We start from the raw sequence: 14227 nt of genomic DNA, 5'->3' as shown, positions 1-14227 counted from the left end.
GTCGAAGCGATCCTGCTCCAGCAACTGGCGATAGTTGTCCTGCCAGGCCAGCTGCTGCCAGTGGCTCAGCACCAGCCGGGCCTCGGCGGGGAAGTCATAGGCGGGTAGCTGCACCAGGAAACCGTCCACCTTCCCTTCCACCAGCCATTGTGGCGCCTTGGCCGCTTGTGCCCGCACCCAGGCCAGCAGCGCCGGGCTCGGTGCGCCCGATGACTTGAGCTCACCCAGCAACTGGAACAACAGGAACTCCCGCTGCCCCACCGACAGGGTCTCGAGCAACGAGTCCATGGCATCAAACTGCCCGAGCGCCATGCGACCGTCCAGGTACGCCCGATGCCCCTCCAGTCCCTCGTCCGCCACCAGGGGAGCCTGCAATTGCGGCGGGGAATCGGCATGCACCGGGGCCGCCAGCCACAACCAACCCATCCATATGAACAACACCAGCTTCATGACGTCCCTTTCCTTGTGACATCGAGGCTTCATACTACTAAGCCAGCCGTGAAATAGATAAACAAAAACCGCGACCTGGGCCGCGGTTTTGTCATTGAAGAGGCTGTTACTTCTGTTGACGCTTCATGGAGTCGAAGAACTCGTCGTTGGTCTTGGTCGCAGCCAGCTTGTCGATGAGGAACTCGATGCTGTCGATCTCGCCCATGGGGTGAATGATCTTGCGCAGGATCCACATCTTCTGCAGCTCGTCCGGTGCGGTCAGCAGCTCTTCCTTGCGGGTGCCGGAGCGGGTGATGTCGATGGCCGGGTAGACGCGCTTCTCGGCAATCTTGCGCGAGAGGTGCAGTTCCATGTTGCCGGTACCCTTGAACTCTTCGTAGATGACTTCATCCATCTTGGAGCCGGTATCGATCAGCGCGGTGGCGATGATGGTCAGGCTGCCGCCCTCTTCGACGTTGCGCGCCGCACCGAAGAAACGCTTCGGACGGTGCAGGGCGTTGGCGTCCACACCACCGGTCAGCACCTTGCCGGAAGACGGGATGACGGTGTTGTAGGCGCGGGCCAGACGGGTGATGGAGTCCAGCAGGATCACCACATCCTTCTTGTGCTCGACCAGACGCTTGGCCTTCTCGATCACCATTTCGGCGACCTGGACGTGACGGGAGGCCGGCTCGTCGAAGGTGGAGGCGATGACTTCGCCCTTCACCATGCGCTGCATCTCGGTCACTTCTTCCGGACGCTCGTCAATCAGCAGCACGATCAGCTCACAATCCGGGTGGTTGTAGGCGATGCTCTGGGCGATGTTCTGCAGCAGCATGGTCTTACCGGCCTTGGGCGGTGCAACGATGAGACCGCGCTGGCCCTTGCCGATCGGGGATGCCAGATCCAGTACACGGGCGGTGATGTCTTCGGTGGAACCGTTGCCACGCTCCATGCGCAGACGCTCGTTGGCGTGCAGGGGAGTGAGGTTTTCAAACAGGATCTTGTTGCGGGAGTTTTCCGGACGGTCGTAGTTGACGTCGTTGACCTTGAGCAGGGCGAAATAGCGCTCGCCCTCTTTCGGCGGCCGGATCTTGCCGGAAATGGTATCGCCGGTACGCAGGTTGAAGCGGCGGATCTGGCTCGGGGAGACATAGATGTCATCCGGACCAGCGAGATAAGAGCCGTCTGCACTGCGCAGGAAACCGAAACCGTCGGTCAGGATTTCCAGCACACCGTCGCCAAAGATATCCTCGCCGCCCTTGGCGTGCGCCTTGAGGATTGCAAAGATAATGTCTTTCTTGTGCGCCCGAGCCAGATTTTCCAACCCCATGGATTCGCCAAGCTGGACCAGCTCGGACACAGGAGTGTTCTTAAGTTCAGTCAGATTCATAGTGGTGAAAGTCTGTAAGCAAGGATTGAAATGAGGAGACAGTCTGCTGGATTGATGCTGATCGGATTTGACTTGCCAGGCTGGTAGTTAAGCAAAGAGTCAGGCAAAAAGGTTAGCAAACGAGCGATAAACTAGCACCAATCAGGGTGAGCGTCTAGGTGATAAAACACAAGGAGCGCATTATTGCAATGCGCTCCTTCTTGATTATTACAGGTTGCCGTCCAGGAACTCTTTCAGTTGGGTCTTGGACAGGGCGCCGACCTTGGTCGCTGCCACTTCACCATTCTTGAACAGCAGCAGGGTCGGGATACCACGAATGCCGTACTTGGGCGGAGTGTCGGCGTTATGATCGATGTTCAATTTCGCCACGGTCACGCGACCTTCATATTCCTGAGCAACTTCGTTCAGGATCGGGGCAATCATCTTGCACGGTCCACACCATTCGGCCCAGAAATCGACCAGAACAGGGCTGTCGGCGTTGATTACATCGGCCTCGAAGCTGGCATCGCTCAGCTGAACAATCTTGTCACTCATCTCCAACTCCAGTCAGTAATTAAGGCTTTATTGATGGTTCAACAAAGGCAATAGTTGCCCTATTTGAAATGATCCTGTTTATTATTGCAAGCCTAACCTGATAACCTACCGCCATGAGCAAAACACATCTAACGACCGAAAAATTCGCCCAAATGGGCCTCGAACCCGAAGTTCTGGCTGGTCTGGAATCAAAGGGATTTCACTATTGTACGCCCATCCAGGCACTGTCCCTGCCCCTGCTGGTTGAAGGTCATGACCTTGCCGGTCAGGCTCAGACGGGGACCGGCAAAACCCTGGCTTTCCTGGCGGCTACATTCAACTATTTGCTGACCCATCCGCTGACCAGGCCGCGCCTCGTCAACCAGCCCCGCGCCATCATCATGGCCCCGACCCGGGAGCTGGCCGTCCAGATCTATAACGATGCAGAGAGCATGTCCGCCTCCACCGGGCTCAAGCTCGGTCTCGCCTATGGTGGCGAAGGCTACGACAAGCAGCTGGCCGTGCTGGAACAGGGCGTCGACATCCTTATCGGCACCACGGGTCGCATCATCGACTACTTCAAGTCCAAGGTCATCGATCTCGGCAACATCCAGGTCGTGGTTCTGGACGAAGCGGATCGCATGTTCGATCTGGGCTTCATCAAGGACATCCGTTTCCTGTTCCGCCGCATGCCCCCCGCCACCGAGCGTCTGAGCATGCTGTTCTCCGCCACCCTCTCCCTGCGGGTGCAGGAGCTGGCCTATGAACACATGAACCACCCGGAACATGTGCAGGTCGAACCGGAACAGATGACCGGCGTGCGGATCAAGGAGGAGCTCTTCTACCCCTCCAACGAAGACAAGATGTTGCTGCTGCTCTCCCTGATGGAAGAGGAGTGGCCCGAGAAAGCCATCGTCTTCGCCAACACCAAGCACGTCTGTGAAGACGTTCACGCCTGGCTGGAGAACGACGGCCACCGCGTCGGCCTGCTGACCGGCGACGTGCCGCAGAAGAAGCGGATGAAGATCCTGGAAGAGTTCACCAAGGGTACCCTGGATATCCTGGTCGCCACCGACGTGGCCGCCCGTGGTCTGCACATCCCCGACGTGACCCACGTCTTCAACTACGACCTGCCCGACGATGCCGAAGACTATGTCCACCGCATCGGTCGTACCGGCCGCGCCGGCAAAAGCGGTCACTCCATCAGCCTGGCCTGTGAAGACTATGCCTTCAACCTGCCGGCCATCGAGGAGTACATCCACCACCCCATCCCGGTCAGCAAGTATGACCGCGAGGCGCTGCTGGATGACGTCACCGCACCAAAACGGGTGTTCCGCAACCGCCAGCCGGTGAACCGCAACATGCGGGATCGCCAGGGCGGTGGCAACAGCAACAACCGTCGTCGTCCCCCCCGCAAGAACTGAGGGATCGGCCAAGTTGCACAACTCGCCTCTCTATGCCGCCATCGACCTCGGCTCCAACAGCTTTCACATGCTGGTGGTGCGCGAGGTCGCCGGTGCCCTGCGCACCGTCACCAAGGTCAAGCGCAAGGTACGCCTCGCCGCGGGCCTCGATGCCGATTTTCGCCTCAACCGTGCCGCCATGGAGCGGGGCTGGGATTGTCTGCGCCTCTTCTCCGAGCAGTTGCAGGACATCCCGTCCGACAACATCCGGGTAGTGGGCACCGCCACCCTGCGCCTGGCCACCAACGTCGACGAATTCATCAGCGAAGCGGAACGGGTGCTCAACCACAGCATCGAGATCATTTCGGGCGAGGAAGAAGCCAAGACCATCTATGAAGGAGTCTCCTGGACGTCGGCAGGGGAAGGCAATCGGCTGGTGATCGACATCGGCGGCGCCAGCACCGAGCTGGTGATCGGCGAGCAGAGCGAAGCCAAGCTGCTCAACAGCCTGCACATGGGCTGCGTCACCTGGCTCAACAACCACTTCGGTGATGGCGAGCTCTCCGAGGCCCGCTTCAACCAGGCCATTGCCGCCGCCAAGGCGGTACTGGAGAAAGTGGCTGCGGACTACCGTGTCCTCGGCTGGCGCACCTGCGTCGGCGCCTCCGGCACCGTCCAGGCGCTGCAGGAGATCATGCTGGCCCAGGGCAAGAGCGAGCGGGTCACCCTGCCCAAGTTGCAAGAGCTGATGGGTCAGGCCATCGCCTGCGGCAGACTCGATAAGTTGCAGCTCGAAGGGCTGGCGGCCGAACGGCTGACCGTGTTCCCCTCCGGTCTCGCCATCCTGATCGCCATCTTCGAGACCCTCGACATCGAGAGCATGACCCTGGCGGGCGGTGCCCTGCGTGAAGGGCTCATCTACGGCCTGCTCGGCAACAATCACGACTGTGATGCCCGGGATCGCACCGCCGACAGCCTGATCAGCCGCTACCAGCTCGACAAGGAGCACGCCGAGCGGGTCCGCGACACCGCCATCGAAGCGTTCACCCAGTTGCAGCCGGCCTGGCGCCTCTCCAAGCGCTACGGTCGCCCGATCCTGCGCTACGCAGCCCTGCTGCACGAAATCGGTCTGTGCATCGAGTACAAGAAGGCGCCGCAGCACGCTGCCTACATCATCGACAACATCGACATGCCGGGCTTCACCCCCGCGCAGAAGAAGCTGCTGTCGGCCCTGCTGTTCAACCAGCGGGATGAATTCAAGCTGGAGCCACTGGAGAAACAGGGTGCCGTCACCGGTCGCCAGGCGATCCGGCTGGCCCGTATCCTGCGCATCTCCCTCATCCTCTGCATGCGCCGGACCCAGGGCACTGTGCCCAGGTTCATGCTGCAAGCCGATGAAGATGCCCTGACCCTGACCCTGCCCAAGGGTTGGCTGGACGAGCATTACCTGCGCGCCAGCGAGCTGCGCCTCGAGGTGGAGCGCCAGCAGAAGATGGGCTGGTCCACCCGGCTGCTGGAAGCCTGAGGCGCACACCCCATGGCCGATTACCAACCCGTCAGCTGTGACCTGTACGACTGGCTGGAGATCGCCGCCAGCTGGCAACTGCCCGTCACGATCACCGACCGGGATGGACGAACCTGGGCGGACAGGATCTGCACCATAGAAGCCAGCGACGGAGTCGAATATCTGCTGCTGGAGCGCGCTGAGCGCCTCAGCCTGGCGGACCTGGCGACCCTGGAACTCGTCTGGCAAGGGGAAGAAAAGCGGATCCACTTCGCCCCACCCCGCAGCCAATGAATAGCAAGAGGGCCAACCTGATCAGGTTGGCCCTCTTCGTTTGACGCTCAGACTCCCTGCCCGTCGCCACTCAACTCGCCAGCGCCGCCATCACATAGACGTCGAAGCGGTTGCTCTTTGTCTCGATGGCCATGCTGGGCTTGTGCTCGTTGAGCCAGCCCGCATAGTCGGGCCGCTTCACCACCACCCGCTTGTCAGCCATCCTGAGCGCCGCCGGCAGCAGGGCATCCGCGTCGAGATCCGCCCCCACCAGGGACTGGAACACCCGCATCTCTTTTTTCACCAGCGCCGACTTCTGCTTGTGGGGGAACATGGGATCCAGGTAGATGACCTCCGGCCGCTCGGTCAGCGCCAGCAGGGTCTCCACCGCCGGGCCTTGCAGCAGTTGCATCCGCTCGCGCACCCAGGGGCCTATCTCGGGATCCTGCCCCGCCCGGGTCAGACCGTCCTGGAGCAGGGCCGCCACCACGGGGCTGCGCTCGATCAGGGTCACCTTGCAGCCGAGGGAGGCGAGCACGAAGGCATCGCGCCCGAGCCCGGCGGTGGCATCCACCACGGTCGGCATGGCTCCCGACTTCAATCCCACCGCCTTGGCGATGGACTGGCCGCGCCCGCCACCGAACTTGCGCCTATGGGCCACCGCCCCTTCCACGAAGTCCACATAGACGGCCCCCAGCTTGGGTTCGTCCAGCTTGCGCAGCTCCAACCGCGATTCGGTCAGCACCAGGGCGAAAGGAGCGGGAAACGCCACGTCGGCAAGGCGCTGGCGCAGGGCGTCGAGCTCGCCATCGCGGGCGGGCACTTCACTGAAAACCTGAATATGGGGCATAACATGGACTCATCACGGCGCAGAAGCCGGCATGATAGCAGAAGCGGGGGGTCAGCTCACCGTGGTCAGATTCGCCAGGTTCATTCCCTGACGGTTGAGACTCAGGTACTCGGTCAGATCGTCGAAGGGCAGCGGGCGGCTGAGCAGATACCCCTGGGTGAAGGCGCACCCCTTCTGGCAGAGGAAGTTGAGCTGCTCCCGGGTCTCCACCCCTTCGATCACCACCTGCATGCCGAGGTTGTGCACGATGTTGATGATGCCGTCGAGCAGCAGGCGGTCCTGCTCGTTGAAGGGAATATGGCGCACGAAGGAGCGATCGATCTTCACCAGATCCACCGGGAAGGTACGCAGGTAGTTCAGTGCCGAGTAGCCGGTGCCGAAGTCGTCGATGGCCAGCTTGCAGCCCGCCTCGCGCAGAGCATCGATCCGCACCCTGTGCTGATCGCTGGTCTCCATCAGCAGAGATTCGGTGATCTCGATGATGATGTCCGCCGGATCCAGCTCGAAGTGGCGGATCACCCTGAGCCACTCGTTGGCCTCCGGGTCTATGGTCTGGAACTCCAGGGTGGAGCGGTTGATGGACATCTGCAGATCCGGGAAGCCGGACTGCTGCAATCTGGCCAGATCCCGGCAAGACTGCCACAGCACCAGGGCACCCAGCCCCTGGATGAGCCCCGCCTCTTCCGCCAGCGGGATGAAATCCGCCGGTGAGACCTGACCCCAGTGGGGGTGATACCAGCGCACCAGGGCCTCCAGCTTGGCGACCCGGCCGCTGCGGTTGTCCCAGATGGGCTGGTAGGCCATGGTCAGCTGGCCCAGCTTGATGGCCTCCGCCAGATCGTGCTGCATCTGGTGGCGCTGGCTCACCTCTTCCCGCATGGAGGCGTTGTAGGTGCCGAGGGGGCGTCCCTGGCGCTTGGCGACGAACAGGGCCTGCTCGGCATTGCGCAAGAGCTCGTCGCTGTCGCCGCCGTCATTGGGACAGAGGGTGATCCCCAGGGTGGCGGTCACATAGAGGTGCTGGTTGGCCAGCATGAAGGGACGGGCAAAGCCGCCGATCACCTGCTTGGCAAACACCTCGGCCTGACGGCGGTTGACGATACCGGGCACCAGGAAGGCAAACTCGTCGCCGCCGATGCGGGCCACCAAGTCCTCGGTGCGCACCCGGCTCACCAGCCGATCCGATACTTCCCGCAGCAGGGCGTCGCCCACATGGTGATCCATGCTGTTGTTGACCGCCTTGAAGTTGTTGAGGTCGAGCACCATGAGGGCGAAGCGCTCCCCCCGCTCGCAGAAGCGGGCCAGACAGCGACCGAACAGCCAGCGGTTGGGCAGGCCGGTGAGGTTGTCGTAGTTGGCCTGGGCGGCGATCTTCTGCTCCGCCAGCTTGGTCTGGGAAAGATCGCTGAAGATGGCGATGTACTGACTGATCTTGCCCCCTTCCCGCACGGCGCTGATCATCAGCTGCTGGGGATAGAGCTTGCCGTTCTTGCGCTTGTTCCACACCTCCCCACGCCAGATCCCCACCCGCTCCAGAGCGTGGTACATGTCCGCATAGAAGGTCTGATCGTGCAGTCCGGACTTGAGCATGCTGGGCCGCTGGCCGCACGCTTCCTCCTCGCTGTAACCGGTGATCTTCTCGAAGGCCGGATTGACCGAGATGATGCGACTGTCGGCATCGCACACCAGAATGGCTTCGGAGAGGTTGTCATAGACCCGGTGGGAGAGCTTGAGCTGCTCCGCATGGCGCCTGATGGGATCGATGTTCTCCAGCACCACCATGAGATAGTCGGGGTGCATCTGCTCGTTGCGGATCAGGGTCACCGTCACCCGTCCCCACAGGACGGTCCCATCCCGATGGAGATAACGCTTCTCCTGGGTAAACGCGGGACGCTCTCCCCGCTTGAGGGCGTCGTAGAGCGCAATGCTGGTCTGCCAGTCGTCCGGATGGTTGATTTCGGCGACGGTGAGCTGTTGCAGCTCCTCCTGGCTGTAGCCGAGCATCTTCTCGATGGCCGGGTTCGCCCAGAGGATCTTGCCGCCCAGATCCACCTTGCCGATGCCCACGGGCGCATGGGACATCATGGTGTCCAGGAAGTGGTGATGTTCCGGTTGCGCCGGCTGCTCCTGGCTCTGGCGCTGCTGATACATCAGCGCCAGTTCACGACCGGCGAGCGGGGCCAGCAGACGCAGCAGGCCCACTATCTTCTCCATTCTCGGCATGGCCCGCTTGAACATGACGCTGCACAGGCCGATGGTCTCTCCCTCGGCGTTCTTGAGCGCGACGCCGGCATAGGCTCTCACCTCGCAGCGCTCCAGCACGGCGGCGTGGGGGAACAGCTGGCGGGTGCGATCACTGAACCAGGCTTCACCCTGCTGCATGGCGATCTCCCCCGGAGTGTCGGCGAGGGGGAAGCTGTAGGCGTTGATGTCGAGGGAGGCGGGATAGGCGGCATGCACGGTAAAGAACAAACCCGCCTGATCCTTGCCGGACACCAGGACGAAGTCAGCCCCCACCGCGTTGGCGATTTCACTCACAAAGGCATCAAAATATCCCTGACCACTCGAATGAGACAGGCTGGAGATGATTTGATAGACAGACTCGAGTGCTCGCCTCATGGCAAGGTTCTTTCTCTCCCTGGAAGGTAGAACCCGACTCTACTGAAGAGGCGGGGACAGTGCAAACATGCACTCCGCAAGATATTAAAAAGGCTTGGAAAAAGGGACCAAAAGGTCCCTTTTTCTATCAAAAATCACGTTTCGATCCCACTATGCCGCAAATGTGTACCTGCTTGAAGCTCCCGCAGTGGCGCGGCAGCTCATCCAATCGAGGCTCACTGTGGCGGCGGGACCTCACGCAGCGATACCGCTGTGACGCAGCAGCGCATCCACCTGGGGCTCCCGGCCACGGAAGGCACGGAACAGCTCCATCGGCTCCCTGGAGCCGCCCTTTTCCAGAATGTTCTTCAGGAAGGAGTGGCCCGTGGCCGGGTTGAAGATCCCCTCCTCCTCGAAGCGGGAGAAGGCGTCGGCAGAGAGTACCTCGGCCCACTTGTAGCTGTAGTAGCCCGCCGCGTAGCCGCCCGCGAAGATGTGGGAGAAGCTGTGCTGGAAGCGGTTGAACGCCGGAGGCGTCATCACGGCGACCTGGCTGCGCACCTCAGCCAGCAGCGCAGGGATCTGATCCGCTCTGGCCGGGTCAAAGGTCTGGTGCAGACGGAAGTCGAACAGGGCGAACTCCAGCTGACGCAGCATCTGCATCGCCGCCTGGAAGTTGCGGGCAGTCAGCATCTTCTCCAGCAGATCGGCGGGCAGCGGCTCCCCGGTCTCGTAATGGCCGGAGATGAAGGCCAGCGCCTCGGATTCCCAGCACCAGTTCTCGAGGAACTGGCTAGGCAGCTCCACCGCATCCCAGGCCACGCCGTTGATGCCGGCCACGCCGGCCACATCGATGCGGGTCAGCATGTGGTGAATGCCGTGGCCGAACTCGTGGAACAGGGTGACCACTTCGTTGTGGGTGAACAGGGCCGGTTTGCCGTCCACCGGGCCGTTGAAGTTGCAGGTCAGGTAGGCCACCGGCTTTTGCAGGGAGCCGTCCTGACGGTAGCGGCGACCCAGGCAGACATCCATCCAGGCGCCGCCCTGCTTGTGCTCGCGGGCATAGAGATCCAGGTAGAAGCTGCCGCGCAGCTCGTCATCGGCGTCAAAGATGTCGTAGAAGCGCACGTCCGGGTGCCAGGTGTCGATGCCGAGACGCTCGCGCACCTTCATGCCGAACACCCGCTTGACCACCTCGAACAGCCCCTTCACGACCCGACCGGCGGGGAAGTAGGGACGCAACTGCTCATCAGAGACCGAAAACTTGTGCTGTTTGAGCTTTTCTGCGTAATAGGCAAGATCCCAGGCCGCCAGTTCGTCCTGACCGTGCTGCTCGGCGGCAAAGGCGCGGATCTCCTCCAGCTCCGCCTTGCCTTGGGGCAGGGACTTGGCCGCCAGGTCGGTGAGGAAGTCCACCACCTGCTCCGGCTTGTCCGCCATCTTGGTCGCGAGGGAGAGCTCGGCATAGTTGGCAAAGCCCAGCAGTCGGGCCAGCTCCCGGCGCAGGGTGAGCAACTCGGTCATGATGGCGGAGTTGTCCCACTTGCCGGCGTTGGGGCCCTGGTCGGAGGCGCGGGTGGTGAAGGCCTCATACAGCTCGGCACGCAGGGCGCGGCTGTCGGCGTACATCATCACCGGCAGGTAGGAGGGGATGTCCAGGGTGAACAGCCACCCCTCCTTGCCCTTGAGTTCGGCCATCTGGCGCGCGGCAGCCTGGGCGCTCGCGGGCAGACCGGCCAGCTCGGCCTCGTCGGTCACCAGCTTGTGCCAGCCCTGGGTCGCGTCCAGCACGTTGTTGCTGAAACGGGAGGCGAGCTCCGAGAGGCGGGCCTGGATCTCGCCGTAGCGCTGCTGCGCCTCGGCAGGCAGACCGATGCCGGAGAGGCGAAAATCGCGCAGGGTGTTCAGGATCTCCTTGCGCTGGGCATCATCCAGCCGGGGGAAGTCATCGCTCTCGGAGAGGGCCAGATAGGCTTGATAGAGCCCTTCATGCTGACCGACATAGGTCTGGAATTCGGAGAGCAGCGGCAGGCAGGCATCGTGAGCCGCCCTCAGCGCCTCGCTGTTCTGCACGGCGTTGAGGTGGCTGATGGGGGACCAGATCCGGGAGAGACGGTCGTTGACCTCTTCCAGCGGGGCGATCAGGCTGTCCCAGGTGTGAGGCTCCTTCTGGGCCAGCACATCCTCAATCTTCTGTTTGCAATCGGCGATGGCCTGCGTCACGGCAGGTTGCACCTGATCGGGCTGGATCTGGCTGAAGGGAGGCAGCGAGTCCATTGTCAGCAAAGGGTTAGTCATCTGCGGTACCTCTAAATGCTCTGCAGCCCCTGCCGTCCAGAAGCCTGCTTGGACCATCTAAGATGTAGGCAGAAACCCCATTTATCAAGCCTTTGCCGCCAAGAGACGGGCATGTTGCCCACTTTTTCAGGCATTTTGTTCATAAAACCAGCATTTCATCTGCCAGAGACGACAATGCCGGCCCGAGGGCCGGCATTGTGAGGGCATGGACACTCCCCACCTCAGCGTCGGGCGTCCTCTTTCAACCACTGGGCGACCCGCTTGGCGAAGTAGGTGAGGATGCCATCGGCCCCGGCCCGCTTGAAGCAGAGCAGGGATTCCATCACGCACTCTTTCTCCTTGAGCCAGCCGTTCTGGATCGCCGCCATGTGCATGGCGTACTCGCCGCTCACCTGATAGGCGAAGGTCGGCACGCCGAACTGATCCTTCACCCGGCGGATGATGTCCAGGTAGGGCATGCCCGGCTTGACCATCACGCTGTCCGCCCCTTCGGCGATGTCGAGGGCCACCTCGTGCAGGGCTTCGTTGCCGTTGGCCGGATCCATCTGGTAGGTGGCCTTGTTGCTCTTGCCGAGGTTGGCGGCGGAGCCCACCGCATCGCGGAACGGGCCGTAGTAGTGGGAGGCGTACTTGGCGGAGTAGGCCATGATCTGCACGTTGACGAAGCCATTCTCCTCCAGCGCCGCGCGGATGGCACCGATGCGGCCGTCCATCATGTCGGACGGGGCCACCATGTCGGCCCCGGCGGCGGCATGGGAGAGCGCCTGCTTCACCAGGATCTCGGTGGTGATGTCGTTCTGCACATAGCCTTCGTCATCGATGATGCCGTCCTGGCCATGGGTGGTGAAGGGGTCGAGCGCCACATCGGTGATGACCCCGAGCTCCGGGAAGCGAGCCTTTAGGGCACGGGTCGCCCGCTGGGCCAGGGCATCCGGGTTGTAGGCCTCTTCCGCCATCAGACTCTTTCTCTCCAGCGGCGTCACCGGGAACAGGGCCACCGCCGGCACACCCAGGGCCACCAGTTCGGCGGCCTCTTCGAGCAGCAGATCGATGGAGAGTCTGTCCACCCCCGGCATGGAGGCAACGGCCTCTCGCTGACCCTCCCCCTCCAGCACGAACACGGGATAGATGAGATCGTCGACGGTCAGTACGTTTTCGCGCACCAGGCGGCGGCTGAAGTCATGTTTGCGCACCCGGCGCAGGCGACGGCCCGGGAAGGCCCCCGGAAGAGTTGTGGCCATGAATCACTCCAAAAGCGGAAGTTGGAAGAATGCGGCGGAGGTGGCCCGGGTATGGGCCAGCAAGGCCTCGGGCGCTTCACCACGGCAGGCCGCCACCACCTGGGCGATGTGCGGCAAAAAAGCGGGTTCGTTGCGTTTGGGCCTGGGTTTCAGATCCCGCGGCACCAGGTAGGGAGCGTCTGTCTCTATCATCAGGCGACCCGCCGGAATGCGGGCCACCTGCTCGCGCAGCAGCTGGCCACGGCGCTCGTCACAGAGCCAGCCGGTCACCCCGATATGCAGCCCCAGTGCCAGGCACTCGTCCAGCTCGGCGTCGGAGCCGGTGAAACAGTGCAGCACGGCCCCCGGCAGGCGGGGCAACCAGGGGCGCAGGATCTCGACGAATTTGTCATGGGCATCGCGGCAGTGGAGAAACACCGGCATACCGAGCTCGGCGGCGAGCGCCAGCTGGGCGTCAAACACCGCGTCCTGCACCGGGCGGGGGGAGAAGTCCCGGTTGTAGTCGAGACCGCACTCGCCGATGGCCACCACCTGGGGCAGGGCCGCCAGTTCGCGCAAGGCGGGCAGGGTCGCCTCATCGACGCTCTTGGCATCATGGGGATGCACCCCGGCGGTGGAGAAGCAGTAACCGGGCCAGCGGGCGGCCAATGCGGCGCTCTCGCGGCTGCCGGCCAGATCGGTGCCGGTCAGGATCAGGGCTTCCACCCCGGCGGCGCGCGCGCGTTCCACCAGGTCGGCCTGTTCGCCTGCGAACTGGCTGCTGGTCAGGTTCAAACCGATGTCGATCATGGAGTCAGGGGTTCCGGACAAACGAGGTGCATATCAGGCATTTGAAAACCATCTACTCGATGGGGCCTTACCATACGCCTCGAACGGATGCATGAAAAGAGGAAGGGAGCCTCAGCTCCCCTCTTCCGTTTGTTGCTGCTCTTCGTCCTCTTTCTTCACGTAGAAGCGGGCGAAGAACAGACCTATCTCCCACAGGCCCCACATGGGGATCGCGAGCAGGGTCTGGGAAAAGACATCGGGCGGCGTCAGCAACATACCGACCACGAAGACCCCGACGATGACGTAGGGGCGCTTCTCCTTCAGGCTCCTGGGGGTGGTCACCCCGGTCCAGCAGAGCAGTATGGTGGCCACCGGGATCTCGAACGCCACCCCGAACGCGAAGAACAGAGTCAGCACGAAGTCCAGGTAGCTGGCGATGTCGGTCGCCACCGTCACCCCGGCGGGGGCGGTACTGGTGAAGAAACCGAACACCAGGGGGAACACCACGTAGTAGGCGAACGCCATCCCCGCATAGAACAGCACGGCGCTGGAGGCCACCAAAGGCAGGATCAGCCGCCGTTCGTGCTGGTACAGACCGGGTGCGATGAAAGCCCAGGCCTGATAGAGCAGATAGGGGATCGCCACGAAGAAGGAGACCACCAGGGTCAGCTTGATGGGCGTGATGAAGGGGGTCGCCACATCCGTCGCTATCATGCTGGTGCCTGCCGGCAACTGGCTGAGCAGCGGCTGAGCCACGAAGTCGTAGATGTTGTTGGAGAAGTAGATGAGCGCGATGAACACCAGCAGGATAGCGGAGATCGCGCGCAGCAGACGGGTTCTCAGCTCCACCAGATGGCTGATGAGGGGTTGTTCTGCCTGACTCATGGCTTACCCTCCCCTTTGGCTGCGGACTCGCTGGCGGGCACAGGCTCGCTCTCTCGCTGACTGTTGACCGGC

Annotated in this window: 11 protein-coding genes and 1 pseudogene; 3 read left to right on the top strand and 9 right to left on the bottom strand. The window is 62.4% G+C overall.

Annotated features, from left to right (window positions below; translation table 11 throughout):
• The 3 genes and pseudogenes from AACR77_RS00350 to trxA form a co-directional block, all read right to left on the bottom strand.
• Positions 1–450 (bottom strand): annotated as a pseudogene (locus tag AACR77_RS00350) (hypothetical protein); the annotation flags it as partial.
• A 106-nt stretch (positions 451–556) separates the two neighbouring features.
• A complete protein-coding gene (gene rho / locus AACR77_RS00345) occupies positions 557–1822 on the bottom strand; it encodes a transcription termination factor Rho (RefSeq protein WP_010672370.1) in 1266 nt (421 codons plus the stop codon).
• A 207-nt stretch (positions 1823–2029) separates the two neighbouring features.
• Complete coding sequence (trxA, locus tag AACR77_RS00340; RefSeq protein WP_010672369.1) at positions 2030–2356, bottom strand: thioredoxin TrxA; 327 nt, start codon at positions 2354–2356, stop codon at positions 2030–2032.
• Between the two features lie 113 nt (positions 2357–2469).
• Between trxA and rhlB the strand changes: the two genes are divergently transcribed.
• The 3 genes from rhlB to AACR77_RS00325 are packed head-to-tail and all read left to right on the top strand — an operon-like array spanning position 2470 to position 5536.
• A complete protein-coding gene (gene rhlB / locus AACR77_RS00335) occupies positions 2470–3759 on the top strand; it encodes an ATP-dependent RNA helicase RhlB (protein ID WP_042879063.1) in 1290 nt (429 codons plus the stop codon).
• A gap of 13 nt (positions 3760–3772) precedes the next feature.
• The gene (gppA, locus tag AACR77_RS00330; protein ID WP_042017418.1) at positions 3773–5263 is read left to right on the top strand and encodes a guanosine-5'-triphosphate,3'-diphosphate diphosphatase; all 1491 of its coding nucleotides are present in this window, start codon (positions 3773–3775) and stop codon (positions 5261–5263) included.
• A gap of 12 nt (positions 5264–5275) precedes the next feature.
• Positions 5276–5536: a Rho-binding antiterminator gene (locus tag AACR77_RS00325; RefSeq protein ID WP_042879061.1), complete on the top strand. Its 261-nt coding sequence runs from the start codon at positions 5276–5278 to the stop codon at positions 5534–5536.
• Positions 5537–5606: 70 nt separating this feature from the next.
• On the opposite strand, the gene AACR77_RS00320 is transcribed toward AACR77_RS00325, so the two are convergent.
• The 6 genes from AACR77_RS00320 to tatC all read right to left on the bottom strand — a co-directional run bounded on the left by AACR77_RS00320 (position 5607) and on the right by tatC (position 14155).
• Complete coding sequence (locus tag AACR77_RS00320) at positions 5607–6365, bottom strand: class I SAM-dependent methyltransferase (RefSeq protein WP_010672365.1); 759 nt, start codon at positions 6363–6365, stop codon at positions 5607–5609.
• A 51-nt stretch (positions 6366–6416) separates the two neighbouring features.
• Entirely contained in the window at positions 6417–8984 is a 2568-nt protein-coding gene (locus AACR77_RS00315) for a putative bifunctional diguanylate cyclase/phosphodiesterase (RefSeq protein ID WP_039041083.1), read from the bottom strand.
• A 234-nt stretch (positions 8985–9218) separates the two neighbouring features.
• Positions 9219–11261, bottom strand: coding sequence for an oligopeptidase A (prlC, locus tag AACR77_RS00310; protein ID WP_042879059.1), 2043 nt, complete (start codon positions 11259–11261; stop codon positions 9219–9221).
• A 221-nt stretch (positions 11262–11482) separates the two neighbouring features.
• Positions 11483–12502 (bottom strand): porphobilinogen synthase, encoded by a 1020-nt coding sequence (hemB, locus tag AACR77_RS00305; protein ID WP_039041081.1) that lies wholly within the window; start codon positions 12500–12502, stop codon positions 11483–11485.
• Positions 12503–12505: 3 nt separating this feature from the next.
• Positions 12506–13291, bottom strand: coding sequence for a TatD family hydrolase (locus AACR77_RS00300; protein WP_041212047.1), 786 nt, complete (start codon positions 13289–13291; stop codon positions 12506–12508).
• A gap of 111 nt (positions 13292–13402) precedes the next feature.
• Positions 13403–14155: a twin-arginine translocase subunit TatC gene (gene tatC, locus AACR77_RS00295; RefSeq protein ID WP_010672360.1), complete on the bottom strand. Its 753-nt coding sequence runs from the start codon at positions 14153–14155 to the stop codon at positions 13403–13405.
• Positions 14156–14227 lie beyond the last annotated feature (72 nt).

This window comes from Aeromonas sp. ZOR0002 (genome assembly GCF_963866995.1).
GTDB classification, from domain to species: Bacteria; Pseudomonadota; Gammaproteobacteria; order Enterobacterales; family Aeromonadaceae; genus Aeromonas; species Aeromonas caviae.
The sequence above is the reverse complement of the archived record's forward strand: the minus strand, read 5'-3'. Positions and strand labels throughout refer to the sequence as shown.